This window comes from Parafrankia sp. EAN1pec (assembly GCF_000018005.1).
Classification (GTDB): Bacteria; Actinomycetota; Actinomycetes; order Frankiales; family Frankiaceae; genus Parafrankia; species Parafrankia soli.
Map to the genome: position 1 here is coordinate 3,766,113 of NC_009921.1, position 22,615 is coordinate 3,788,727.

Consider the following 22,615-nt stretch of genomic DNA (forward strand, 5'->3'; position numbering starts at 1 on the left):
ACCGGTCGGTTAACGGTGCACAGGTAATGCAGGTGACCATGGAGATCTCCGTAAGAATCCGCTGACCTGGGTCAGCGACTGGCACCTGGCGGGAACCCGGCCCGGAAAGGTGGCGGTCGGGTTTTCTGGTAGGTGCGGCCGGTGGTTCAAGGGCGTGTGTCGCTGACGGTGACGTCCGAGAGGAAGGAACGGCGGCTGTCCAGTTCGGCGACTTTTCCGGCGACGTCGAAGCTGCCGCGCAGGCGGATGTCGTCCGACGAGCTGCCCGCGAGAATCTGGATGGGGCCGGGTTCGAGAACGAAGCCGCCGTCGAGGGCGACGTAGCCGAGCTGGCTCATGGGCACGGTGAACGCCACGGTCGCGGCCGCGCCGGCGTCCAGGCTGAGGCGGGTGAAGCCGACCAGCTCCTGGGCCGGCCGGGTGACCCCGGTGGCCTGGTCGGAGAAGTAGAGCTGCACGACCTCGTCGCCGGCCCGTGCGCCGGTGTTGCGGACGGTCAGCCCGACGGTGACGGCGCCCTCGCTGTCGACCTCGGGGAAGCTGACCGTGAGGTCGGTGTAGTCGAAGGTGGTGTAGCTCAGCCCGTGGCCGAACGGGAACAGGGGACCTGACGGCATGTCGAGATAGCCCAGGTGCATGTCCTGGTCGGTGCGCCGGTAGCCGGTGCCGGTGGGCTGGCCGGAGTAGACGGGCACCTGCCCGGAGTGCCGCGGGATGGAGATCGGGAGCCTGCCGGCCGGGTTGACGCTGCCGAACAGCACGTCGGCCATGGCGGTGGCGGCGTGCTGGCCGCCGTAGTAGCCGTAGAGCAGCGCCGGGAGCAGCCCGACGATCGGGGTCAGGGCCATCGGCCGGCCGGTGTACACAATGCCCACGCAGGGAGTCCCGGTGCCTGCGACGGCCTGGACGAGCGCGATCTGGTTCGCGGGAAGGTCGATGTCGGCGGTGTCGCAGCCCTCGCCCTCGGTGATCCGGGGAGTGAACCAGCCGGCCCGCCCGCCGAGGGCGAGGATCACCACGTCGGCGCCCGCGGCGGCGGCGACCGCGGCCGGGATGTCGGCCGGCTCCTCGTCGAGGACCCCGCAGCCGGTGGCCACGGTCACCTGCGCGCCGGGGACGGCCCGCCGGACGGCGTCGGCGAGGGACAGCGCGCCGTAGGCGTCGCGGATGTAGTCGTCGATCGGTGTCCCGATGGGGCCGGCGAGCTCCTGGCGCATCAGCGCGGCCGCCTCGGGGGTGATGTCACCGGCCATGTTCTCGGTGCCGGGTATGTGGGCCCGCTCGCCGGTGAACCGGGCCCGGAGCATCTCCAGCGCGGCGGGGTAGGTGTAGGGCGGGAACGCGAAGGAGATCCCGTCGGCGTGCGGGCCGACGACCGCGATCCGGCGCAGGTCCCGGGACAGCGGCAGGGTGCCGTCGTTCGCCAGCAGGGTCACGGACTGCTGGGCGAGCCGGTAGGAGAGGTCGACACCCTGGCGGGCGACCTCGTTGACGACGACGGGATCCTCGTCGGCGTAGGGCCGGTCGAACAGGCCCAGCGCGAACTTGTCCCGCAGGACCCGCCACACGGCCTGGTCCAGCTGATCGACGGGAACCGTGCCGGCGTGGACCGCCCGCGCGAGCGTGGGGCCGTAGCCGTCGGCGACGGGAAGCTCGACGTCGAGCCCGGCGGCGAGGGCGAGCCGGCCGGCCTCCTCGGCGTCCCGCGCCACACCGAGCCGCTTGTACAGGTGGCGGATGGTCTCGTAGTCGGAGACGACGGTGCCGGCGAAGCCGAGGCGGTCCCGCAGCAGGCCGGTGAGGATCTCGCGGTTGGCACCGACCGGGACGCCGTCGACGGTGCTGTAGGAGTTCATGACCGCCGCGAGGCCGGCCAGTTTGATGGCGGCCTCGAACGGGCGGGCGTACACCTCGTACAGCTCCCGGGCCCCGACGGCGGTGCGGGCCATGTTCTGCCCGGCCTCGGTGAGGGCATAGCCGAGGAAGTGCTTCCCGGTCGCGATGACGCCCTCGCGCGGGTCGTCGCCCTGGATGCCGCGGACGAACGCGACGCTCATCGCGGACACCAGGTACGGGTCCTCGCCGTAGGTCTCGTGCACCCGGCCCCAGCGGGCGTCGCGGGCCACGTCCATCACCGGGGACAGGACGAGCGGGTGACCGATGGCCCGTGCCTGCCGGCGCAGGACGTCCGCCATCTCCGTCACCCCGGCGGGGTTCCACGTGGCGGCGAGCCCGATCGCGGTCGGGAACGTGGTCAGACCAGGGGACACCACACCGTTCAGCGCCTCCACGTGGAAGAGCGCGGGAATGCCCAGGCGGGTCCGGGTGACGAGGAAACGCTGGATCTCGTTGACAGCCTTCGCCAGGTTCGCGGGCGTCCGGTGGCTGAGCATCCCGAGCGGCGCGATGTGGCCGATCCCGGTGCCCAGGCGGCGTTCGGCCTCCGTCTGGACCAGGCCGTCCACGCCGAGCAGCCCGACCGGCATCAGACCCGTGATCTGCTGCGCCTTCTCCTCCACCGTCATCGTCCGGAGAAGCGCGTCCGCCCGGGCTTCAGGTGTCAGCGTGGCGTCGTACGTCATCGTCGATTCCTTACTGATGCGTCAGCCGGTCATTCGGCGGAGGGGCCCGAGGGTTCGGCTTCGATGCGCACGGTGGACGGCTCGCAGCCCTCCGCGGTGGCGGTGACGGTGATCGAGCCGGGGGCCGTCGGGCGGATGACGGCGAGCGCCCGGCCGTCGAAGGTCGTGCGGACCGTGTCGAAGAAGTTCTCGGTCGGCCTGGGGTCCGCGCTGCCGAAGCCCTGGAGCACGGCGGGCCCCGTCACTTCGACGGCCACCTTGCGGTCGGCGGTGTTGTAGAGGTTGCCGGCCCCGTCGACGAGCGTGAGGGCGACGTAGGCGAGGTCGGTGTCGTCGGCGGTGATGCGGGTGCGGTCGGCCGCGGCGTCGAGGCGGACCTCGCCCGTCGCGGAGCGCAGCGAGGTGCGGCCGGTCTCGCGGCCCCCGGTGTAGGCGACGGCCACGATCTCGCCGGGCTCGTAGACAGTCTCGAACTCGGCCTTGAACCGGTTCTTCTCACCCGCCGGGGCGGTTCCGACCCGCCGGCCGTTGACCAGGAGCTCGATCTCGTCCGCCGCGGAGTACACCTCGAGCCGCACCGGCCTGTCCTCGTGGCCGTTCCAGCTCCAGCTGGAGACCGAGTCGCTCCACGACCACCACATCGCCACCCGGACCGCCCGACCGAAGCGCTCGGGACGGTGGACGGCGATGTAGGGCTTGCCGCGCAGGCCGAACACGATCTCGCGGTAGTAGGAGGCGGGCCGGCGGTGGCCGGTGATGTCGATGTCACCGCACCACGCCGTCAGCCACGGGTAGCCGCCCTGGTGGTTCAGCGCGGAGTTCGTGGTCTCGTCGTCGCCCTCGTACTCGATCCGGCCGGTCCCCGGCTCGCCGAGGTAGTCCCAGCCGGTCCAGGTGAAGTCACCGATGACATGGCTGTGGTCCTGGACGAGCCGCCAGTTCGTGTCGATGTCGGCGGGATAGGTCTCGGTTCCGACGATCACCCGGTTGGGGAACTGCGCCCCGTCCTGCCCGTACCGTGATTCGAGGTAGTTGTAGCCGGCGACATCGAGGCAGGCCATCGATTCGGCGGTCTTCGAACCGACGACCTCGGAGCTCATGAGGATTGGCATGAGCTCACGGAACCGCGTCATGAAGCCGTTGACGTCGAGGCTCTCGCTGTCCTTCTTCCGGGATTCGCCGGGGAAGGAGGCGAGCAGGTCGGGGCCGCCGGCGAGGAGTCCGTTGACGCCGTTCGTGACGAACCTGGTGCTGTCGATCGAGCGGATCGTCTCGGCGAGCCGGCGGCTGATCGCCGCGCCGGCGGCGGTGCCCGTCTCCGGGATCTCGTTCCCGATCGAGTAGAGGATGACACTGGGATGGTTGAAGTCCTTGTCGACCATCGCCCGCACGTCGGACTCCCACCAGGTGGCGAAGTCGAGGGCGTAGTCCTGGCTCACCTTGGAGCGGGTCCACGCGTCGAACAGCTCGTCGATCACGAGAACGCCGAGCTGGTCGCAGGTGTCGAGGAGCGCCTTGCTCATCGGGTTGTGGGAGCTGCGGATGGCGTTGAAGCCGGCCTGTTTGAGGATCTCGACCCTGCGCTGTTCGGCGCGGTCGATGGTCGCGGCGCCGATCACCCCGTTGTCGTGGTGGATGCAGGCGCCACGCAGGTTCACCACCTCGCCGTTGACGCGCAGGCCCCGCCGCGGGTCGATGGTGAGCGTACGGATGCCGAAGCGCGTGGTCTCCTGGTCCAGTAGCTCACCGTCCGCCGTGACGCTGGTCCGGCAGAGGTAGAGATAGGGCCGGTCCACCCCCCACAGCTCCGGCTGTGGCACGGACAGCCGCTGGCGCAGGGTGAGCCGGTCGCCGATGAAGGCGGTGACCGGAGCGGTGTCCCGGGCGACGACCGTGCCGTCGGCGTCCACGATCTCGGTGAGCACTTCGAGCGACCGGGTGACGGGAGACTCGTTCTGTAACTCGGTCGCCACCGCGACCACCGCGAGGTCGCCGTCGACGGCCGGAGTTGTGATCTTCACCCCGTCCAGTGCGAGGTGAACCAGATCGCCGACGATCAGTTTCGTGTTGCGGTAGACGCCGCCACCCGAGTACCAGCGGGTGTCGTTGCCGCTGTACGCCTCCACGACGATCTCGTTGTTGCTGCCGTACTTCAGTAGATGATCTGTGTGGACGTAGAAGTTGGAGTAGCCGTAGGCGCGCTGCGCCGCGAAATCGCCGTTGATGAACACCCGGGCATTCCGGTAGACACCCTCGAACTCAAGGGTTACTCGCCGGTTCCGGTATTTTTCCGGCGCGAAGAAGGTCTTCCGGTACTGGTATGCCCCGCTCGGGTAGTAGCCGCGCTGACCAGCCTCGGTATCGGCTCCGTCGCGCTCTAGTCCCACCATCGCGTCGTGGGGAAGCCGGACGTCCTCCCAGGGGGCGTCGGCCCGGCCGAGGATCTCCAGGAACGCGTCGGTCTTCCGGCGGAAGGACCAGCCGTCATTGAAGGATGAACGGATCAACCGAGCTCTCCCTGGCCGCGCAGTCTTGGTTCGTCGTGGATTCGGGCGAATGGCACCCGCCGTGCGGAAGTGGTCGAGGTCGCGAAGATGGGTGCCCCAGGCCACTAGCACGTACTAGCATCGTGGGTAGACAAGCTAACATCGTGCTGTTAGCGCGCGCAAGTGGGCCCGAGTGAGGGGGCGGCGGCCGTGTCAGAGGCGACGGCGAAGCGAAGGGTCACCGCCACGGATGTTGCCGCTGTCGCAGGGGTTTCGCGGGCGACGGTGGGCTTCGTCCTCAACCGGACCCGCGGGCAGACGATCTCGGAGGGCACCCGCGAGCGGGTGCTCGAAGCGGCGCTGCGCCTCGGCTACCGGCCGAACAGCGCCGCCCAGGCCCTCGCCAGCGGCCGCAGCAGGATCGTCCTGTTCGTCCTGCCGGACTGGCCCGTCGAGTACACCTTCCGGATCTACCTCGACGAGGCGTCCCGCGTCCTGGACGAGGCCGGTTACTCGCTCGTCACCTACACCCGCCGGCCCCACGGCGAGAACCGTCCCCTCTGGGAGCTCCTGACCCCGGACAGCGTCTTCGGGTTCACCACCTTCAGCCCGGACGAGATCGCCTCGATGCGCGGCTGCGGGATCCGCCGGATCTTCCCGGACCCGGCCCGGCAGGAACCCCTCGACCTCTCCCTCGCTGTGAGTGCGGGGCCCCGTCTCCAGGTCGAGCACCTGCACGAACACGGCCGCCGCCACCTCGCGTACGCCGCCTTCGCCGACCCCCGCCCGTCCTCCCTCGTCCAGGCCCGCCACGACGCGGCCCGGGAACGAGCACGCGCCCTCGACCTGCCGCCCGTCGACATCAGGTACATCGACTACCGCGACGGATCCGCCGACGACGCGGTCCGTGCCTGGCACAGCGCCGGAGTGACCGGCGTCGTCGCCTTCAACGACGACGTCGCCGCCGCCATCGTCAGCGCCGCGATCCGCCTCGGGATACGGATACCCGACGACCTCGCCGTCATCGGCCACGACGACAGCCCCATAGCGACAATGTTCGTCCCCGCGCTTTCCACTGTCCGGTTCGACACCGCCACCCTCGGCCGCGGATTCGCCGAATACGCCATCCACCAGACAGAAGGCCGGCCCCTGCCGGACTGGCGGCCCCCGGTGAGCGCCACCCTCGTCCGCCGCGAATCAACTTAGTTCTATACGACGGGCTATCGGCCTGTCGTTTCAACCCGCCCGGTGCGGGATGGTGCGCGGCAACAAGTGGCAACCGCTTGCTCGGCCCGTCCGTCGACAGCTGAATGTCTCCGTACACCGCGGAAACCGCGGCGTTGCCGCCGCATGTCTTCAGGGAGCCCAAGAATGCTTCGTCCCCAGGACGGTTCGACACGGGAGCGGCGATCTCTGGGCGGGCTGTGGGCCTTCCGTCTCGACCCCGCGGGTACCGGGCGGAACGCGGGCTGGTGGCGTGCGCGCCTGCCCGGGGCCCGGGAGATGCCGGTGCCGGCCAGCTACAACGACATCGTGCCCGATCTCGCCGTGCGTGATCATGTTGGTGACGCCTGGTACCAGACGGTCGTCCGCATCCCGGCCGGCTGGTCCGCGCGGCGGGTGGTGCTGCGTTTCGACGCCGCGACCCACCGTGCGGTCGTCTGGGTGAACGACACGCTCGTCGCCGAGCACGAGGGTGGCTACACGCCGTTCGAAGCCGACATCACCGGGGTCGTGGCGCCCGGGGACGAGGCCCGGGTCACCGTGGTCGTCAACAACGAGCTCACGTTGACCTCGATACCGCCCGGCATCGTGGAGGACACCGCGCAGGGACGCCGCCAGAAGTACTTCCACGACTTCTTCAACTACGCGGGTCTGCACCGCTCGGTCTGGCTGTACACCACACCGCACACGCGGATCAGCGACATCGCGGTGGAGACCGCTCTCGACGGCGCCGCGGGCACGGTGCGCTACGCGGTGGAGATCGAGGGTGCCCAGGGTGTTGCCGCCATCCGGGTCGTGCTCCGCGACGCGCAGGGGCGGGAGGTCGCCGCCGCCGACGGTGCCGTGGGAATGTTGAACGTGCCAGCCGTGCATCCATGGGCACCGGGTGACGGTTACCTGTACGAGCTCGATGCCCGTCTGGTCGGTGCGGGCGGGGAGGTGGCCGACAGTTATGTCCTGCCGGTCGGTGTGCGTACCGTCGAGGTACGCGGCACCCAGTTTCTGATCAACGGGGAGCCTTTCTACTTCCGGGGCTTCGGTAAGCACGAGGACGCGCCGGTGCGCGGCAAGGCCCATGACGACGCGCTCATGGTCCATGATTTCGAGCTGATGGAGTGGATCGGCGCCAACTCCTTCCGCACCTCCCACTATCCGTATGCGGAGGAGGTACTGGAGTACGCCGACCGGAGTGGCATCGTCGTGATCGACGAGACCGCGGCCGTCGGTCTGAACCTGAAGGCCTCGCTCGCTTTCGGCAGCAGGCCGACGGTGAGTACCTTCGGTGAGGATGGCATCAGCTCCGTCACCCAGCGCGCGCATCTCCAGGCCGTGCGGGAACTGATAATCCGGGACCGGAACCATCCGAGTGTGGTGTTGTGGAGCCTCGCCAACGAGCCGGATTCCAGTACCGCCGCCGCCCGGGAGTACTTCGCGCCGCTGTTCGCCGAGGCCCGCAAGCTCGACCCGACCTGCCCGGTGGGCTTCGTCAACTCGTTCGACCAGTGCCAGGTCACCGAGCTCGCCGACGTCGTCATGATCAACCGTTACTACGGCTGGTACATCAACAACGGGGAGCTCAAGGCCGCCGAGGTCGCACTGGAGGCCGAGCTGAACAGGTGGGCCGCCCACGGCAAGCCGGTGATCGTCACCGAGTACGGAGCGGACACCATGGCCGGGCTGCACGCCGTGGTCGACACCCCCTGGTCCGAGGAGTACCAGGTGCGGTTCCTCGAGATGCACCACCGGGTGTTCGACCGGGTGGATGCCGTGATCGGCGAGCACATCTGGAACTTCGCCGACTTCGCCACCAGCCCGCACATCATCCGGGTCGACGGCAACAAGAAGGGCGTGTTCACCCGGGACCGGCACCCCAAGAGCGCCGCGTTCTCCGTCCGCCGGCGCTGGCGCCCGCAGGCCTGAGGCCGGCGCCGGCCGGTGGCGCCACGCCTCAGGCCGGGCGGCGAAGCCGGTACAGGACCTCCCCGGAGTGCGGCACGACCAGCGTGTCCGGGTCGGCTGCGAGGGTCTCGACGTCGACCTGCGCCGGGTCCAGGTAGTTCAGGTTCACCGCGCGCACGACGTCCGCCGGGATGGCGGTGGCCAGGGTCACGGTCACCCGGCAGCGTTCCCCGTGCACCTCGTCGTAGGCGCCGGCCCCGCGCAGGTGGGTGGAATGCGCGAGCACCCCCCAGGGCAGGTGGCCGAACCGGTCCCACTGCCGGGTGAAGTAGTCGCGGCAGTGGTACCCGATCCGCTCGATCTCCGGGTGCATCGGGGCCAGCTGCCGTACGTGCGGTGCGTGCAGGATGACCTCGCCTCCGTCGGCGACCACGGGTTCGAGCTTGTAGAAGCCCTTGGCGGCCGTCCAGATGTCGGCGTAGCGGGCGGGTATCAGCGACACCACCCGGGCCACCGGCGCGTCGAGGTGGCGCACATGAGTCTCGGCCGAGACCTCGGCGGCTGCGGCCCAGGCCGCCTCCGGCGCGCCGAAGGACACCGCGTGCAGTGAGCCCGCGCGCTCCTCGCCGGATCGGACGACGACACAGAGCGCCAGGCGCCGGCTGGGGATCAGCGCGGCGGCCTCGTCGATCAGGGCGCGGACGGGAGTGATCCCCCGGGTGCCGATGATCTCGGCGCTGGTGATGAGCGCGCCGAGCCAGTGCGACAGGTTGATGACCTCCGGCCCGGAGACGCCGGGGAAGAAGTACTTGTTGCCGCCGGAGAAGCCCACCACCTCGTGCGGGAACACGGGCCCGACGACGAGGGCGACGTCGTGCTCCACCACCGCGCGGTTGAGCCGTACCTGAACCTCCTGCCGCAGCAGCCCGCCGGAGAGCTCACCGATCCGGGTGGCTGGGATCGTGCCCACCGAGACGAAGTCCGCGGGTTCCCACCAGCGGTGGTTGAGCACCGTCAGGCCGGGATAACGCTCGGCGAGGGCCCCGGTCCGGTAGCCGAGGTGGGCCGCGAGCGCCTGCTCGTCCATGGCCGCGTGGGTACCGAGCGCGACAAGCGCCGTGAGGCGGCGCACCCGTCCGTGCAGGGCGCCGTGGACGGCGGAGAGCAGCAGCGGCAGTGGGCAGCTGCGGGTGCCGTCCGGGATCACCAGACACACGCTGCGCCCGTCCAGATCCGCAGTGGCGAGTTGCTCGGAGACGAAGCGCGTCACCTCGTCGTCGGTCAGCAGGCCGCGCGGTCCTCCGGCCGTGGTGACCGGTCCGGTCGAGGTGGCTGTCGCCGACTCCGTCATGGCGGAAAGCCGAGCACGGCGGGTGCCCCTTCCGCAACGGCGCGGACAACTTGTGGCAACCGGTTGCCGTCGGGTCGCCGCACCGTCGACGCTCCACACTGTGTCAGGCAACCCCGCCCTGTCAGGTAACTCCAACGTGGCAGGCAAGTTCGCTGGTGCAGGCAACTCCGCCGTGTCAGGTGGCGTCACCGTGCCGGGTGGTGGTGTCCCGCTCCGCCCGCATCCCGACCGCCTGTTCCCGGTCGACCTGGGGGTGCGGGCGCTCGCCCGGCGGCTGTACGAAGCCGTGCGTGACCTGCCAATCCTTTCCCCGCACGGTCACGTCGACCCCTTCTTGCTGGTACACGACGAGGCGTTCGCGGACCCGGCCAGCCTGCTGATCACTCCGGACCATTACGTGACCCGGCTGCTGCACGCCAGCGGGGTGCCGCTGGCGGAGCTGGGCGTCGGACGCGGCCCGCTGCCCGAGGAACAGGCGCGAGCGGTGTGGCGCACGTTCTGCGAGCACTGGGCCGTGTTCCGCGGCACCCCGGTGCGTTACTGGCTGGAATCCCAGCTGGCCGAGATCTTCGGTGTCACCGAACGGCCCGGTCCCGACAGCGCGGACCGGATCTACGACCAGGTCGCCGAGCGGCTCGCCGACGAGGCGTATCGACCTCGAGCGCTGTTCCGCCGGTTCGACATCGAGGTTCTGGCCACCACCGACGACCCCTGCAGCGATCTCGCGGCACACCGCGCTCTCACCGCGGATCCGGACTGGCCCGGCCGGGTCATCCCCACCTTCCGCCCCGACCGGTACCTGGAGCCCACCCGAGCGGGCTGGGACGAGGCGGTGCGGCGTCTCGGCGAGGCGGCCGACGCCGACGTCGGTGATTACGACGGCTACGTGCGCGCGCTGGAGGCCCGTCGCCGCTACTTCGCCGAGCACGGTGCCACGTCCTGCGACCACAGCCATCCGGATGTCCGGACCGATCCGCTGCCGCACGCCGAGGCCGCCAGGATCTTCCGCGCCGCTCTGGCCGGGGAGGCGAGCGAGGCCGAGGCCACCGCGTTCCGCCGGCACATGATCTGCGAGTCGGCGCGGATGTCCTGCGAGGACGGGCTGGTGATGACGCTGCATCCGAGCGTCCGGCGCAACCACCACACCCCGACCCTGCGCCGGTACGGCCCGGACACCGGGCACGACATCCCGCTGCGAACCGAGTTTACTCAGGCGCTGCAGCCGCTCCTCGATCGTCACGGCACCGATCCCGACTTCCGCCTGGTGCTGTTCACCCTCGACGAGACGGTCTTCTCGCGGGAGATCGCCCCACTCGCGGGCTTCTACCCGGCGGTGTACGTCGGCGCTCCCTGGTGGTTCCTCGACGCGCCGGACTCCATCCGCCGCTTCCGGCGGGCGGTGACCGAGACCGCGGGTTTCACGCGCACCTCCGGCTTCGTGGACGACACGCGTGCCTTCTGCTCCGTGCCGGTCCGCCACGACATGTCCCGTCGGCTCGACTGCGGCGTGCTCGCCGAGCTCGTCGCCGAGCACCGGCTGGAGGAGGACGAGGCCTTCGAGACCGCCGTCGAGCTGGTGGCGGTCAGGCCGCGAGAGGCCTTCCGTCTGTGAACCATTCCGCGGCCGTGCCTGTGAACCGCCCAGTGGCGGCGCCCGCCAGCGGCCCCGTGGCCCCGTCGCCGAGTCGTCCTGCGGCTGTCGCTCGACCGCTGTCGCGGCCCGGTGGCGACGGGCGGCCGGCGGCTCGGGTTCGCATTCTGCATCTCGGGCTCGGTAGCTTCTTCCGGGCCCATCAGGCCTGGTACACCGACCGGGCGCCGGACGCCCGGCAGTGGGGGATCGCGGCGTTCTCCCACCGCCGCCGGGGCCTCGCGCACGCGCTGACCGCCCAGGACGGGCTCTACACCCTGCTGACGCGCGGTGCCGAAGGCGACCGCTTCGACGTGATCAGCTCGCTTGCCGCCGCGCACGCGGGCAGCGACCACGACGCCTGGCTGGCGTACTGGCGGCAGCCGGCCCTCGCCGTCGTCACCCTGACGGTCACGGAGGCCGGTTACGCCTGTGACCCCGACGGAGGTCTCGACCTGGCGCGCGGGGACGTCGCCGCCGACATCGCGGCGCTGCGCACCGACCCCGGCGCCCTGGTGATGACGGCTCCCGCCCGCCTGCTCGCCGGACTGCACGCGCGGGCCCGGGCCGGCCGCAGTCCGGTCGCGACAGTGCCGTGCGACAACCTGGCGGGCAACGGCGCTGTGGCCGGGCGCGCGGTACGCGAGCTGGCCGCGGCGACCGGACGACCGGAGCTCGTCGCCGCCGCGGACGGCGCCTCGTGGGTGACCACGATGGTCGACCGCATCACCCCGGGCACCACCGACGCCGACGGCGCCGCGGTGCGCGCCGCGACCGGCCGCGACGACGCCGTGCCGGTGGTCACCGAGCCGTTCTCGGAATGGGTGCTCAGCGGTGACTTCCCGGGTGGGCGGCCCGAGTGGGAACACGCGGGTGCCCGGTTCGTCGCCGACCTGACGCCGTTCGAGAACCGCAAGCTGTGGCTGCTCAACGGCGCGCATTCACTGCTGGCCTACGCCGGTCCCCGCCGCGGGCACGTCACGGTCGCGCAGGCCGTCGCCGACCCCCGCTGCCGCGGGTGGCTGATCGAGTGGTGGGCGGAAGCCTCCCGCCACCTGAGCATGACCAGGACCGAGCTCGAGTCCTATCAGCATGCGTTGCTGGAACGCTTCGAGAACCCGCGGATTCGGCATCTGCTCGCTCAGATCGCCATGGATGGCTCTCTGAAGCTTCCGGTGCGTATCCTGCCGGTCCTGCGCGCTGAACGTGCCCGCGGCGTGATGCCCCGGGCCGGAATCCGAGTGATCGCCGCCTGGATGCTGCATCTGCGGGAGGGGACGGCGTCGGTACGCGATGCTGAGGCGGGCCGGTCGGTCGCCGCGGCCCGGGCTCCGCTGCCCGAAGCCGCCAGCCTGGTCCTCGATCTTCTCGGCCCCGGACTGGGCCGGGACGGGGAGCTGGTGGCGGCGTTGGCCGCACAGGTGACCGAGCTGGGCGATCCCTGAGTATGCGGGCCACCCGAAGGCGGCGCCTTCACGCATCCGTCGATGCGGCAGCGTCCGACGAGCTGCCGCGTCGTTCATGACCGCTGGCCGGGAGGACGCCGGTACCGGCCTCACGCGCTTCCCGTGCCGGAGCTATCAGCAGGAACCCACCCATTCCGCCGAACCGTCGGCGAACAACTGGTGCTTCCAGATCGGCACCCGTGCCTTGACGTCGTCGATCAGCCGCCGGCAGGCCGTGAATGCCTCCGCCCGGTGGGCCGCGCCGACCGCCGTCACCACAGCCAGGTCACCTACCCGTAGCGACCCCGTACGGTGCACCACGGCGACGGTACGGATCCCGTCCAGGGCGGCGATCTCGCCGGCCACCCGGGCCAGCTCGGCCTGGCCCGACGGGTGGGCGGAGTAGTCCAGCTCGATCACGGGACGGTCATGGTCGTGATCGCGGACCATGCCGACGAACAGGGCGACACCCCCCACCTCGGCCGTCCGCACCGCCGACAGACACTCGTCGACGGAGAGCGGGGTGTCCCGGATCTCCGCGAGGAGCACTTCCCCTGTCGTCGTCGGGCCCCCGGAGGCGGGCGACTCAGAAACCATGCCCGTTGCGACGGTCGCTGGGGAAGAAGCCGGATTCGCCGGTGATCCTCACTCGGTTCGAACTACCACCGCCATGTCTCTCGAGCTGCGGCCGTCGTCGCCGAATCCGGTCCGGCAACATATGGCGCGTGATGGTTGTGGTTCCGGCACTCATCGTGTTTAAAGCCTCTTCTGTAGCAGTGAACAGGTCCGGAGCTCGTCGCTCCCGTGCGCCGCGACGCTCTGGTGGCGATGGAGATCCAGATCTCCTCCGGCGTGCGACGTCAGTGTCCAGCCCGATGCGCGCGGGTGACCTGGCGAGGTCGCTCCCGGCAGGATCGAACGCCCACGGCCAAGAATAATGACACCCATGGCGAAAAAGAAGATGGTCGACGCCCCGGCGAGAGGTGGTCGTCGCGCGTCATCTCATGATCGGGACTGTGGTGGATGATCGTTCGGCTCGGGGGTGCCCGCCGGGCGGTCAACTCCAGGATTCGCTTCCGCCGCCGCGCCCGGCGAGGCGCGGTCATCCGTGTACTGCCGGGAGGCTCGGCGCTTGACGGTCGCCAAGGATTTGTGCTAAACACCCGTTCGATAGAGTCCTGGTAGATGGATCTCGTGGATCTGCTCGAGTTGACGGAATCATCAGTGAAAATCGTGGGAATGGACACGTAGAATCATCCGAATGCAGCTCGCCGACTCGTACGGGCGAGTCGCGACCGACCTACGGGTGTCGCTGACCGACCGTTGCAACCTGCGTTGCACCTACTGCATGCCCGCCGAAGGCCTGGCCTGGCTGCCGCGGCCGGAAATCCTCACGGACAGTGAGGTGTTACGCCTGGTCGCGATTGCGGTGACAAGGCTCGGGGTGACCGAGATCCGGTTGACCGGGGGCGAGCCCACACTGCGGCCGGGGCTGGTGTCCCTGGTGCAGGCGATAACCGCCCTGGTACCGCGGCCGGAGGTGGCGCTGACGACGAACGGCCTGCTTCTGGGCGGCTCCGGAGGGCTGGCCGGAGCACTGGCGGCGGCAGGCATGGACCGGGTGAACGTGTCGCTGGACACGCTGCGTCCGGACCGGTTTGGTGAGATCACCCGCCGTCACCGCCTGGACGACGTGTTCGCGGGTCTGGAAGCCGCGGCACGGGCGGGATTCGCCCCGGTGAAGGTGAACGCGGTGCTGATGCGGGGAGTCAACGACGACGAGGCCGTCCCGCTACTGCACTGGTGCCTGGACCGAGGCTACGAGCTGCGGTTCATCGAGCAGATGCCGCTCGACGCCCAGGGCGGCTGGCGACGGGAGCAGATGGTGACCGCGGCGGAGATCTTGGACCGGCTGGCCGCGGAGTTCACCCTCACCCCCGCACCCGGGCGCGGCAACGCGCCGGCCGAACTTTTCACGATCGACGCGGGCCCCGGGCAGGTCGGGGTGATCGCCTCGGTGTCGGCGCCGTTCTGCGCGGCGTGTGACCGAGTCCGGCTCACAGCTGACGGGCAGGTACGCGACTGCCTGTTCGCCCGGACCGAGTCGGATCTGCGGACCCCCCTGAGGTCTGGGGCTGACGACGAGGAGATCGCGGCCCGGTGGGTGCGGGCGGTGCGGGCGAAACGGGCCGGGCACGGCATCGACGTCCCCGGATTCGTTCAACCGGCTCGTCCCATGTCCGCCATCGGCGGGTGACGGTCACGGTGGCGACTCGGTGAAGTATCCCCGGAGTCCGCGCAGGGCTTCGTCGAGAATCTCCCCGATCGTCCTGTCCTCGTGTTCCAGCCACTGTTCGTAGGCGGACAGGGCGAGCGCGAGGGTGACCTGGCCCACGGTGCGCGGCAGCAGGTCGTCCGCGATCAGGCCGTGACGTTCGGCGACGTAGGAGGCGATGACCTCGCGCCACCGCCGGTACTTGAGAGCGGAGTGGGCCTGCAGTGTGGGTGTTCTGAGTAGCAGTGTCATCCGTTGCCGGTGCTGGGCTACGGCGTCGGGACCGACGTGGTTGAAGGCGAGCACCGCGCGGTGCACGGCCACGTGGACGGGGATGTCACGAGGCATGGCGGCCAGGGACTTCTGGAGGTCGAGGAGGCTCTCGTCGAACTGCCCCCAGGGAATGTCGTTCTTGGACGGGTAGTACCTGAGCAGTGTCCTGCGCCCGACTCCCGCGGCCTCGGCGATCGCGTCCAGCGTGGTGGCGTCGAACCCCCGTTCGGTGAACACCACGAAGGCCGCCCGCTCGATCGCGGCGTGATCGGTGACGGGTGGACGGCCCTTCGGTCGTTTCGACGGGGTGGCCACGCGTACAAGATATGGGCGCTGTGACATCCGCGGATCGCGCCGGGTCGCCCTCCGCACTCGGCATGGGCGGGAGCCGGGTGCTCACCCGCGGAACCCGCCCTCGGCGCTGACCACGGAGCCTGTGAGGACACCCCCGGCGACGGAGCAGCAGAACGCGATGGTCTCGGCGACCTCGGCCGGGTCGATCAGCCGGCCGGTGAGCTGCGAGGCGGTGAAGTGCTCGACGTCGTCGAGCTCGTACAGCGCGGCCGTGGCCGCCAGCATCTCGGTGCGGGTCGAGCCGGGGGAGACCGCGATGGCGGCGACCCCGGTCCCGGTGAGGTCGGCGGCCAGCCCCCGCACGAGGCCGATGACGGCATGCTTGACCATGTTGTAGCCGGTCAGGTGGAACAGGCCGCATGACCCGGCGGCCGAGGCGACGGCGACGAACCGGCAGCCGGAGGGGTCGGGACCGGTCAGCATGTGGGGCACGCAGGCCGCGGCGGTGTTCCAGACGCCCAGGGCGGCACGGTCCCGCACGTCGGCCACCACGGTGAGTACCTGGTCGGGGAACTCGTCGCGCAGCGATTCCAGCTCGTCCTTGCTGGCCAGCGGGTAGGTGACGCCTGGCAGGTTCGCCGGGGCGTCGCCGGCGCAGCTGTCCACGGCGACGACGCGGTGGCCCTGCCGGCACAGGGCGCTCACGGCCGCACGGCCGCGGGCCGGGGCGGGCGTAGGCGCCCGTCGGCGCCGGCCTCGCCGTCGTGGATCAGCTCGCACACGTCTCCGACCATCCGCCGCAGGATGCGTTCGCCGTCCTGGGCGGTGGCGGCGGTCGGGTCGCCGAGCACGCCGGACGGGGCGACGGCGGCCAGTCCGCCGGTGACGAGGGCGGGCAGCAGCTCGTCGAGGGAGGTGGTGTTGCCGGCGGCGGCCCGGGTCATGTCGACCTGGTCGGGAGCCAGGTGGAGCATGAGCGAGGTCTCGGTGAACCCGGCGTGCGCGTCCCCGGCGGCGGAGCAGGCTCTGGCGGTGTCGGCAGTGCCGGTGGCGGCGCACGGCACCCATGCCACGTCGTGTCGTTCCTCGCGCAGCTGGGTGACGGCGTCGGTGAGGCCGCGCAGGTTGCCGCCGTGGGCGTTGACGAACACCACCGGGCCGGCCCAGGCGGACATCGAGCGGATCAGCTCGACCAGCACCAGGTGCAGGACCGGGCCGCCGATGGAGATCGTGCCCGCGAACGACTGGTGCTCACCGCTGGCGGTGTAGGTGAGAGGCGGCGCGACCAGGACCGGCTCGGCGGGGCGCCGCCGCAGGAGGAGCCGCGCCGCCCCCTCGGCCACCGCAACCGCGATCGTGGTGTCGGTGACCAGGGGCAGGTGCGGCCCGTGCTGCTCGAAGGACCCCACCGGCACCAGGACGAGTGGCCGGCCGGCGATGTCGGTCCAGGCCTGCCCGGACAGACCGGTCCGGCCCGCGCCCGGCGGGTCCGTCGGGCCCGCGTCGGTGGTCATCGCGCGGGCGCCGCGCCGAGCGCGCGGGGGAAGCCGTCGGGTACCAGGACGTCGTCCGGGGTCAGTTCGTGGATGGAGGAGTGCCCCAGGGACAGCAGGGCGGAGTCGATCCCGTTGCGCAGGACGTCCAGGACGTTCTCGACCCCGGCCTGCCCGCCGGCGGCCAGGCCCCACAGGTAGGCGCGGCCGATCATGACCGCCCGCGCGCCGAGCGCGAGTGCCTTCACGACGTCCCCGCCCCGGCGGATGCCGCCGTCCATGAGCACCTCGACGTCGGTACCGACCGCGTCCACGACCGCGGCCAGGGCCCGGATCGGGGCCGGAGTGCTGTCGAGGTTGTTGCCGCCGTGGTTGGAGACCGAGATCGCGCTGACCCCGGCGTCGCGGGCGCGGCGGGCGTCGTCCACCCGGGAGACACCCTTGAGCAGGAACGGCCCGTCCCACTGCTGGCGCAGCCAGGCGATGTCCTCCCAGCTCGGCGGGGGTGTCTGCATCCACTCGCCGTACGCGCCGAAGAACACCGGGGCCTCCTGGCCGGGTTCGGCCAGGTTCGGCACGCTCAGGTCGGGCAGCTTGCCGGTGCGCAGGTACTGGAGCAGCCACGCGGGCCGGGTCACGCCCTGGGGCGCCAGCTTGACCATGGTCTTCAGGTCGAGCCGTTCGGGGATCCACGGGCTGCCCCAGTCGCGGCTGTGCGAGAACGACCAGTCCAGGGTGACGATCAGGCCGACCGCCCCGGCCCGGTGGGCGTGTTCCAGCCGCCGGATCATCCAGTCCCGGGTGCCCATCCAGTAGGTCTGGTAGAACGTCTGCGGGTTGGCGGCGATGACCTGTTCGATCGGCTTGCTGGCGAACGAGGACAGGCCCATGGCGGTGCCGCGCGCAGCGGCGGCCCGCGCCACCGCCACCTCGCCGTCGGGGTGCACCGCCTGCACCCCGGTCGGGGAGATGATCACCGGTAGGGAGATCGGCTGGCCCAGGACCGTGGTCTGCTGGTCACGCTTGGGGGACAGCCCCGCCACGTGCGGGGCGAAACCGAGCTCGTCGAACGCCGCGGTGTTGTCCCGGTACGACACGCCCGCCTCCGAACCGGCCAGCAGCGCGCTGTACACCGACTTCGGCAGCCTGCGCCGCGCCCGCCGCTGTGCCTCGGCGACCGACTCGAACCATGTGCTGGCCATGCTCTGCCTTTCGTGGCGCTCCCGTGGGAGACCTTTCGCGGCGGCTCCCACGGAGCGGCCGGGTGTGATCGCGGCTCAGCCGGCGGGGGTGAACCCGGCCAGCGGGCTCTCGGCGCAGGCCGAGACCGGCGGGGCCGCCGGAGCGGGGCGGTGCCCGATCTGGACCAGCACCGGCTCGCGGGGGGACTCCCCGGTGCCGCAGCCGGTCCGGTGCGAGTGGTCGAGGCTCAGCGCCGGGACGATCCGCTGCGGATCGGCCAGCGCGTCCTGCCCGTGGCCCTGGACGCACTCGGGGTCCGGGCCGTCCAGGGGCAGGCCGGTGAAGAACTTGGCCGCCATGCACCCGCCCCGGCAGCTGTCGTAGAACCCGCAGGACGAGCAGGCACCGCCGCTCTGCGGCTCGCGCAGCCGCTGGAACAGCTCGCTGGTCGACCACACCTGGGCGAAACCGCCGTCGGTGAGGATGTTGCCGGCCCGGAACGTCTCGTGGATGGTGAACGGGCAGGCGTAGACGTCGCCGACCGGGTCGATGAGGCACACCACCCGGCCCGCCCCGCACATGTTCAGCCCGGGCAGGGTCTCGCCGAAGCCGGCCAGGTGGAAGAACGAGTCGCCGGTGAGCACGTTCTCGCCGGCCCGCACCAGCCAGTCGTACAGCTCGCGCTGCTGGTGGGCCGTCGGGTGCAGGTCGTCCCACACGTCCGCGCCGCGCCCCGACGGGCGCAGCCGGGTCAGCCGTAGGGTCGCCCCGCGGTCGTCGGCGAGGCGCTTGAACTCGTCGAGCTGGCCGACGTTGTCCCGGGTGACCACGACGGAGACTTTCGCGTCCCGGAAGCCGGCGGTGGCCAGGTTGTCCAGCGCCCGCACGGCCAGGTCGAACGATCCCCGGCCGCGCACCCGGTCGTTGACCTCCGCGGTCGCGCCGTCCAGCGACACCTGGACGTCGACATAGTCGGTGGCCGCGAGCCGGCGGGCCCGGGGCAGGTCGATGCGCACGCCGTTGGTGGAGAACTTCACCCCGACCTGGTGGTCGACCGCGTAGTCGAGCAGATGCCAGAAGTCCGGGCGGACGGTCGGCTCACCGCCGCCGATGTTGACGTAGAAGACCCGCATCGCCCGGAGCTCGTCGATGACCGCCTCGCACTGCGCGGTGCCCAGCTCGCGCGGGTCACGCCGGCCCGACGCGGACAGGCAGTGCACGCACGACAGGTTGCAGGCGTAGGTCAGCTCCCAGGTCATGCAGATCGGCGCGGTCAGCCCGCGCTCGAACCGCTGCACGAGGGAGACGGGGGTGAGGTCGGTGCCGGCGGTCATCCGGTTTCTCCCACGGGGTCGCGATGGCGGATGACGTCGGCCTCGGCGAGACCGCGCAGCGCCCGGACGTAGGCGGCCCACTGCCCTGCCGGCACACCCGCCCTGGTCAGTGCGGTCCGGACATCAGGCGCGTCGCCCAGGCCACGGACGACGTCCACCAGCTCCCGGCGTTTGAGGAAGATCAGCCGCCGGTTCCCGAAGTGGTAGGCCAGCGCCCCGAACGGTTCGGGGCGCAGCGCCACCGACCGGGACAGCTCCCACGCCTCGTCGAGGTCCGCGGAGGTGACCGGCGGCCGGCCGCCGGCCACGGTGTCAGTAGACACCGCACATGCCGTCGATCGACACCTCCTCGATCAACAGCTCCTCCTCGACCAACGGCTGCGCCACGGCCTCGTCGATCGGCTCGGCGCTCTCACTGACCCCGACCGGCCCGGTGGATCCCTGCACGATGTCTCCTTCCGTCGGCGCTTCCTCCGTGGGAAGCCCACGCCGTTGCCACTTTAATGGCACCTATGGTCAAAATAAAGAGCCTCTGCTGCCTGCGTAATAAAGATCATCGGGGCCGGCTCCCTCGGTGTCGCGGGGTCGACTTCGCCGGCTCGACATGATCCTTGTTGTGTGCTTGTCTGGCACGGCGGTCGAGTCCGAGTCGGGGGTCGGCTGGCCCGCTTGCCCGTCTCCGGTGGGCCTTGTACGGTCCCTCGGTGTCCCTGTACGGTCGTTCAGTGCGAGTGTGGTGATGGCATGATCCATACCTGGAACCACCTCTGCCGGCGGTGGTAGTCCGGGAATCGGCCGCCTGGCAGACCCGGGCAGCCGCCCGCCGGTGCCCACGAGACCACGGCCTGGTTCCTCGGCTCGCCGGGGACCGAGGCCGGCCCAATGATTCCGGAGCTGTTGCGGCGATGAAAGCGTCACGGTTCGCGTACCATGCGCCGTCCACCCTCGCTGAGGCGCTCGCTCTGCTCGCCGAGCACGGCGACAGCGCGAAGGTCCTGGCCGGCGGTCAGAGCCTGATCCCCATGCTCGCGATGCGACTCGCCGTCTTCGATCACCTCGTCGACCTCGGCCGCATACCCGAGTTGGCCGGCATCGACCAACAGGGCGACGCCGTTCGTATCGGCGCCGCCACGACCCATGCCGCTGTGGAGTCGTCCGCCGACCTTGCCAGGACCGTGCCGCTGCTGGCCCGCGCCGCGCCGCTGATCGGCCACTTCCAGATCCGCAACCGAGGCACGATCGGCGGCGCGATCGCCCACGCCGATCCCGCGGCCGAGTTCCCCTCGGTGGCGCTCGCCCTCGACGCGCAGCTGGAGACCGTCTCACCGCGTGGGGCGCGCACCATCCCCGCCGAGAAGTTCTTCCTCGGCACCTGGAGCACGGCCCTCGACGACGACGAGATCCTCACCGCCGTGACCTTCCCGACCTGGCACGGCCGGGCCGGCCATGCCGTCGAGGAGCTCGCCCGTCGTCACGGTGACTTCGCCGTCGCCGGCGCGGTCGTCGCCGTCGAACTCGACGGCGACGACCGCGTCCGTCGCTGCGGTATCGGGCTGCTCGGGCTGGGGTCCACGCCCGAGCGCGCCGCGGTCGCGGAAGCGGCCGTGGCCGGCGCCGCGGCCAGCGAGATCGACCCCGTCGAGGTCGGACGGGCCGCCGTGTCGACACTCAAGTCCGTTCCGACCGATCTGCACGGATCGGCCGACTACCGCCGACGGGTCGGGGCCGTGATGGTCGCCCGAGCCTGGCAGCGCGCGGTCCGGGAGGCTCACGATGGATGAAGTCCAGATCAGGCTGCGCGTTAACGGTACGCAACGCCGCGGCCTGGTGGAGCCACGACTCACGCTCGCGGACTTCCTGCGGGAGCACTGCCATCTGACCGGCACGCACCTCGGCTGCGAGCACGGGGTGTGCGGTGCCTGCACGGTGCTGCTGGACGGCGCGGCGGTGCGCGCGTGCCTCGTCCTCGCGGTGCAGGCCGACGGCTCCGAGGTCACCACGATCGAAGGCCTCGGCTCTCCTGACGACCTCTCGCCGGTGCAGGTGGCCTTCCAGGAGAACCACGGCCTGCAGTGCGGGTTCTGCACGCCGGGTTTCGTCGTGTCGGTCACCGCGCTGCTGCGGGACAACCCCGACCCGACCGACGAGGAGATCCGCGCCGGCCTGTCCGGCAACATCTGCCGCTGCACCGGCTACCAGGGGATCTTCAAGGCGGTCCGGGCCGCGGCCGGAAAGACGCCGTGACCATGTGTCGGTCGTACCGCCGACCTGGTGGGGAGGCCTGCCACCCGGCCCCGGGCGGGTGCCGCGCCGCTCGGCCACACGTCTCCGCCGGCCCCGTCCCGGGGGCCGGCCTGTTCACCAACGTCCGCCCAGGTCGTGGGCACTCTCTCTGCCACTGGATGAGATCATGGATCTGAGTAACGAGTTCCGCGTCGACGCGAGCCCGGCCACCACCTGGTCGGTCCTCACCGACCTCGAACGCATCGCGCCCTGCCTGCCGGGAGCCCAGCTGCAGGAGGTGGAGGGTGAGGAGTACCGCGGCATCGTGAAGGTCAAGGTCGGCCCGGTTTCCGCTCAGTACAAGGGCACCGCGGTCTTCCTCGAGCGTGACGAGTCGGCCCACCGGGCCGTCCTGAAGGCCGATGGCCGGGAGACACGTGGCCAGGGCAACGCGTCGGCGACGATCACCGTGACGTTGACCCCTGACGGTGCCGGCACCCAGGTCAACGTGCTGACCGACCTGCGCATCACCGGGAAGGTCGCCCAGTTCGGTCGCGGAGTGATCAGCGACGTCAGCACCAACCTGCTCGGGCGCTTCGCCGAGTCCCTCGAATCGACCGTACTCCGCGGCGACACCGCCCCGACGACTGCGCCGGTAGCGGTCACGGTGAGCGAGCCGGCCACACCGGCGCCGGCCGCGCCCGTCGTCCCCGGCCCCGGGCTCCCATCGGTACCCGCCGAGGCTGCTTCCGCCACGCGCGTCATCCATCAGCCCGAGCCCGAGCCCGTCAACCTGCTCGACACCGCCGGCGCACCGGTCGTCAAGCGCCTCGCCCCGGTTCTCGTAGCCTTCCTCATGGGCTGGCTGCTGAGCTCGCTGTTCCGCCGGGGGCGCGGCTGAGTGGAGGGCGCGCCAGGCCTCCC

Annotated in this window: 19 protein-coding genes; 8 read left to right on the forward strand and 11 right to left on the reverse strand. The window is 70.9% G+C overall.

Annotated features, from left to right (window positions below; translation table 11 throughout):
* Window positions 1-146: 146 nt before the first annotated feature.
* Window positions 147-2,582 (reverse strand): glycoside hydrolase family 3 N-terminal domain-containing protein, encoded by a 2,436-nt coding sequence (locus FRANEAN1_RS15490; RefSeq protein ID WP_020460741.1) that lies wholly within the window; start codon window positions 2,580-2,582, stop codon window positions 147-149.
* A gap of 29 nt (window positions 2,583-2,611) precedes the next feature.
* Window positions 2,612-5,089, reverse strand: a complete 2,478-nt coding sequence (locus tag FRANEAN1_RS15495; RefSeq protein WP_020460742.1) for a glycoside hydrolase family 2 TIM barrel-domain containing protein — start codon at window positions 5,087-5,089, stop codon at window positions 2,612-2,614.
* 264 nt (window positions 5,090-5,353) lie between these two features.
* Here FRANEAN1_RS15495 and FRANEAN1_RS15500 point away from each other — a divergent pair, with 264 nt between their 5' ends.
* The gene (locus tag FRANEAN1_RS15500) at window positions 5,354-6,274 is read left to right on the forward strand and encodes a LacI family DNA-binding transcriptional regulator (protein WP_347177155.1); all 921 of its coding nucleotides are present in this window, start codon (window positions 5,354-5,356) and stop codon (window positions 6,272-6,274) included.
* 165 nt (window positions 6,275-6,439) lie between these two features.
* Window positions 6,440-8,212 (forward strand): beta-glucuronidase, encoded by a 1,773-nt coding sequence (gene uidA, locus FRANEAN1_RS15505; RefSeq protein ID WP_020460744.1) that lies wholly within the window; start codon window positions 6,440-6,442, stop codon window positions 8,210-8,212.
* Between the two features lie 28 nt (window positions 8,213-8,240).
* Here uidA and FRANEAN1_RS15510 read toward each other — a convergent pair whose 3' ends face one another.
* Complete coding sequence (locus tag FRANEAN1_RS15510) at window positions 8,241-9,542, reverse strand: lactate racemase domain-containing protein (RefSeq protein ID WP_049795682.1); 1,302 nt, start codon at window positions 9,540-9,542, stop codon at window positions 8,241-8,243.
* 190 nt (window positions 9,543-9,732) lie between these two features.
* On the opposite strand from FRANEAN1_RS15510, the gene uxaC reads away from it, so the two are divergent.
* A complete protein-coding gene (uxaC, locus tag FRANEAN1_RS15515; RefSeq protein ID WP_041255954.1) occupies window positions 9,733-11,154 on the forward strand; it encodes a glucuronate isomerase in 1,422 nt (473 codons plus the stop codon).
* Window positions 11,155-11,186: 32 nt separating this feature from the next.
* Window positions 11,187-12,617 carry a mannitol dehydrogenase family protein gene (locus FRANEAN1_RS15520; protein WP_347177156.1) on the forward strand — a complete coding sequence of 477 codons (1,431 nt, stop codon included), beginning with the start codon at window positions 11,187-11,189 and terminating at the stop codon, window positions 12,615-12,617.
* 135 nt (window positions 12,618-12,752) lie between these two features.
* On the opposite strand, the gene FRANEAN1_RS15525 is transcribed toward FRANEAN1_RS15520, so the two are convergent.
* A complete protein-coding gene (locus FRANEAN1_RS15525) occupies window positions 12,753-13,166 on the reverse strand; it encodes a molybdenum cofactor biosynthesis protein MoaE (RefSeq protein ID WP_347177157.1) in 414 nt (137 codons plus the stop codon).
* A 712-nt stretch (window positions 13,167-13,878) separates the two neighbouring features.
* Between FRANEAN1_RS15525 and moaA the strand changes: the two genes are divergently transcribed.
* A complete protein-coding gene (gene moaA / locus FRANEAN1_RS15530; RefSeq protein ID WP_020460750.1) occupies window positions 13,879-14,874 on the forward strand; it encodes a GTP 3',8-cyclase MoaA in 996 nt (331 codons plus the stop codon).
* A gap of 3 nt (window positions 14,875-14,877) precedes the next feature.
* Here the strand turns inward: moaA and mftR are convergent, their stop codons facing one another.
* The 7 genes from mftR to mftA all read right to left on the reverse strand — a co-directional run bounded on the left by mftR (window position 14,878) and on the right by mftA (window position 19,915).
* Window positions 14,878-15,507 carry a mycofactocin system transcriptional regulator gene (gene mftR / locus FRANEAN1_RS15535; protein ID WP_020460751.1) on the reverse strand — a complete coding sequence of 210 codons (630 nt, stop codon included), beginning with the start codon at window positions 15,505-15,507 and terminating at the stop codon, window positions 14,878-14,880.
* A 54-nt stretch (window positions 15,508-15,561) separates the two neighbouring features.
* On the reverse strand, window positions 15,562-16,164 hold the full coding sequence (locus FRANEAN1_RS15540) for an SDR family oxidoreductase (RefSeq protein ID WP_020460752.1): 603 nt from the start codon (window positions 16,162-16,164) through the stop codon (window positions 15,562-15,564).
* Window positions 16,161-16,973: a mycofactocin biosynthesis peptidyl-dipeptidase MftE gene (gene mftE / locus FRANEAN1_RS15545; RefSeq protein ID WP_020460753.1), complete on the reverse strand. Its 813-nt coding sequence runs from the start codon at window positions 16,971-16,973 to the stop codon at window positions 16,161-16,163. Before mftE ends, FRANEAN1_RS15540 begins: the two co-directional genes overlap by 4 nt.
* Window positions 16,970-18,154, reverse strand: coding sequence for a pre-mycofactocin synthase MftD (gene mftD / locus FRANEAN1_RS15550; RefSeq protein ID WP_020460754.1), 1,185 nt, complete (start codon window positions 18,152-18,154; stop codon window positions 16,970-16,972). Before mftD ends, mftE begins: the two co-directional genes overlap by 4 nt.
* 75 nt (window positions 18,155-18,229) lie before the next feature.
* Window positions 18,230-19,468 carry a mycofactocin radical SAM maturase gene (gene mftC, locus FRANEAN1_RS15555; protein ID WP_020460755.1) on the reverse strand — a complete coding sequence of 413 codons (1,239 nt, stop codon included), beginning with the start codon at window positions 19,466-19,468 and terminating at the stop codon, window positions 18,230-18,232.
* Window positions 19,465-19,791: a mycofactocin biosynthesis chaperone MftB gene (mftB, locus tag FRANEAN1_RS15560; protein WP_347177158.1), complete on the reverse strand. Its 327-nt coding sequence runs from the start codon at window positions 19,789-19,791 to the stop codon at window positions 19,465-19,467. The genes mftC and mftB overlap by 4 nt, the downstream gene beginning before the upstream one ends.
* Complete coding sequence (gene mftA / locus FRANEAN1_RS43470; RefSeq protein WP_063748346.1) at window positions 19,781-19,915, reverse strand: mycofactocin precursor MftA; 135 nt, start codon at window positions 19,913-19,915, stop codon at window positions 19,781-19,783. The genes mftB and mftA overlap by 11 nt, the downstream gene beginning before the upstream one ends.
* Before the next feature lie 458 nt (window positions 19,916-20,373).
* On the opposite strand from mftA, the gene FRANEAN1_RS15565 reads away from it, so the two are divergent.
* The 3 genes from FRANEAN1_RS15565 to FRANEAN1_RS15575 all read left to right on the forward strand — a co-directional run bounded on the left by FRANEAN1_RS15565 (window position 20,374) and on the right by FRANEAN1_RS15575 (window position 22,592).
* On the forward strand, window positions 20,374-21,249 hold the full coding sequence (locus FRANEAN1_RS15565) for an FAD binding domain-containing protein (RefSeq protein WP_020460757.1): 876 nt from the start codon (window positions 20,374-20,376) through the stop codon (window positions 21,247-21,249).
* Window positions 21,242-21,712 carry a (2Fe-2S)-binding protein gene (locus FRANEAN1_RS15570; RefSeq protein WP_041254221.1) on the forward strand — a complete coding sequence of 157 codons (471 nt, stop codon included), beginning with the start codon at window positions 21,242-21,244 and terminating at the stop codon, window positions 21,710-21,712. The genes FRANEAN1_RS15565 and FRANEAN1_RS15570 overlap by 8 nt, the downstream gene beginning before the upstream one ends.
* Before the next feature lie 166 nt (window positions 21,713-21,878).
* Window positions 21,879-22,592 carry an SRPBCC family protein gene (locus FRANEAN1_RS15575; RefSeq protein WP_020460759.1) on the forward strand — a complete coding sequence of 238 codons (714 nt, stop codon included), beginning with the start codon at window positions 21,879-21,881 and terminating at the stop codon, window positions 22,590-22,592.
* Window positions 22,593-22,615 lie beyond the last annotated feature (23 nt).

What these genes read in the sequence shown, in the direction of transcription:
- mftD (WP_020460754.1), bottom strand. Translation starts at nt 18,154, where the DNA reads ATGGCCAGCACATGGTTCGAGTCGGTCGCCGAGGCACAGCGGCGGGCG.
- mftE (WP_020460753.1), bottom strand. Translation starts at nt 16,973, where the DNA reads ATGACCACCGACGCGGGCCCGACGGACCCGCCGGGCGCGGGCCGGACC.
- FRANEAN1_RS15570 (WP_041254221.1), top strand. Translation starts at nt 21,242, where the DNA reads ATGGATGAAGTCCAGATCAGGCTGCGCGTTAACGGTACGCAACGCCGC.
- FRANEAN1_RS15575 (WP_020460759.1), top strand. Translation starts at nt 21,879, where the DNA reads ATGGATCTGAGTAACGAGTTCCGCGTCGACGCGAGCCCGGCCACCACC.
- mftC (WP_020460755.1), bottom strand. Translation starts at nt 19,468, where the DNA reads ATGACCGCCGGCACCGACCTCACCCCCGTCTCCCTCGTGCAGCGGTTC.
- mftR (WP_020460751.1), bottom strand. Translation starts at nt 15,507, where the DNA reads ATGTCACAGCGCCCATATCTTGTACGCGTGGCCACCCCGTCGAAACGA.
- uidA (WP_020460744.1), top strand. Translation starts at nt 6,440, where the DNA reads ATGCTTCGTCCCCAGGACGGTTCGACACGGGAGCGGCGATCTCTGGGC.
- FRANEAN1_RS15490 (WP_020460741.1), bottom strand. Translation starts at nt 2,582, where the DNA reads ATGACGTACGACGCCACGCTGACACCTGAAGCCCGGGCGGACGCGCTT.
- FRANEAN1_RS15510 (WP_049795682.1), bottom strand. Translation starts at nt 9,542, where the DNA reads ATGACGGAGTCGGCGACAGCCACCTCGACCGGACCGGTCACCACGGCC.
- FRANEAN1_RS15565 (WP_020460757.1), top strand. Translation starts at nt 20,374, where the DNA reads ATGAAAGCGTCACGGTTCGCGTACCATGCGCCGTCCACCCTCGCTGAG.
- moaA (WP_020460750.1), top strand. Translation starts at nt 13,879, where the DNA reads ATGCAGCTCGCCGACTCGTACGGGCGAGTCGCGACCGACCTACGGGTG.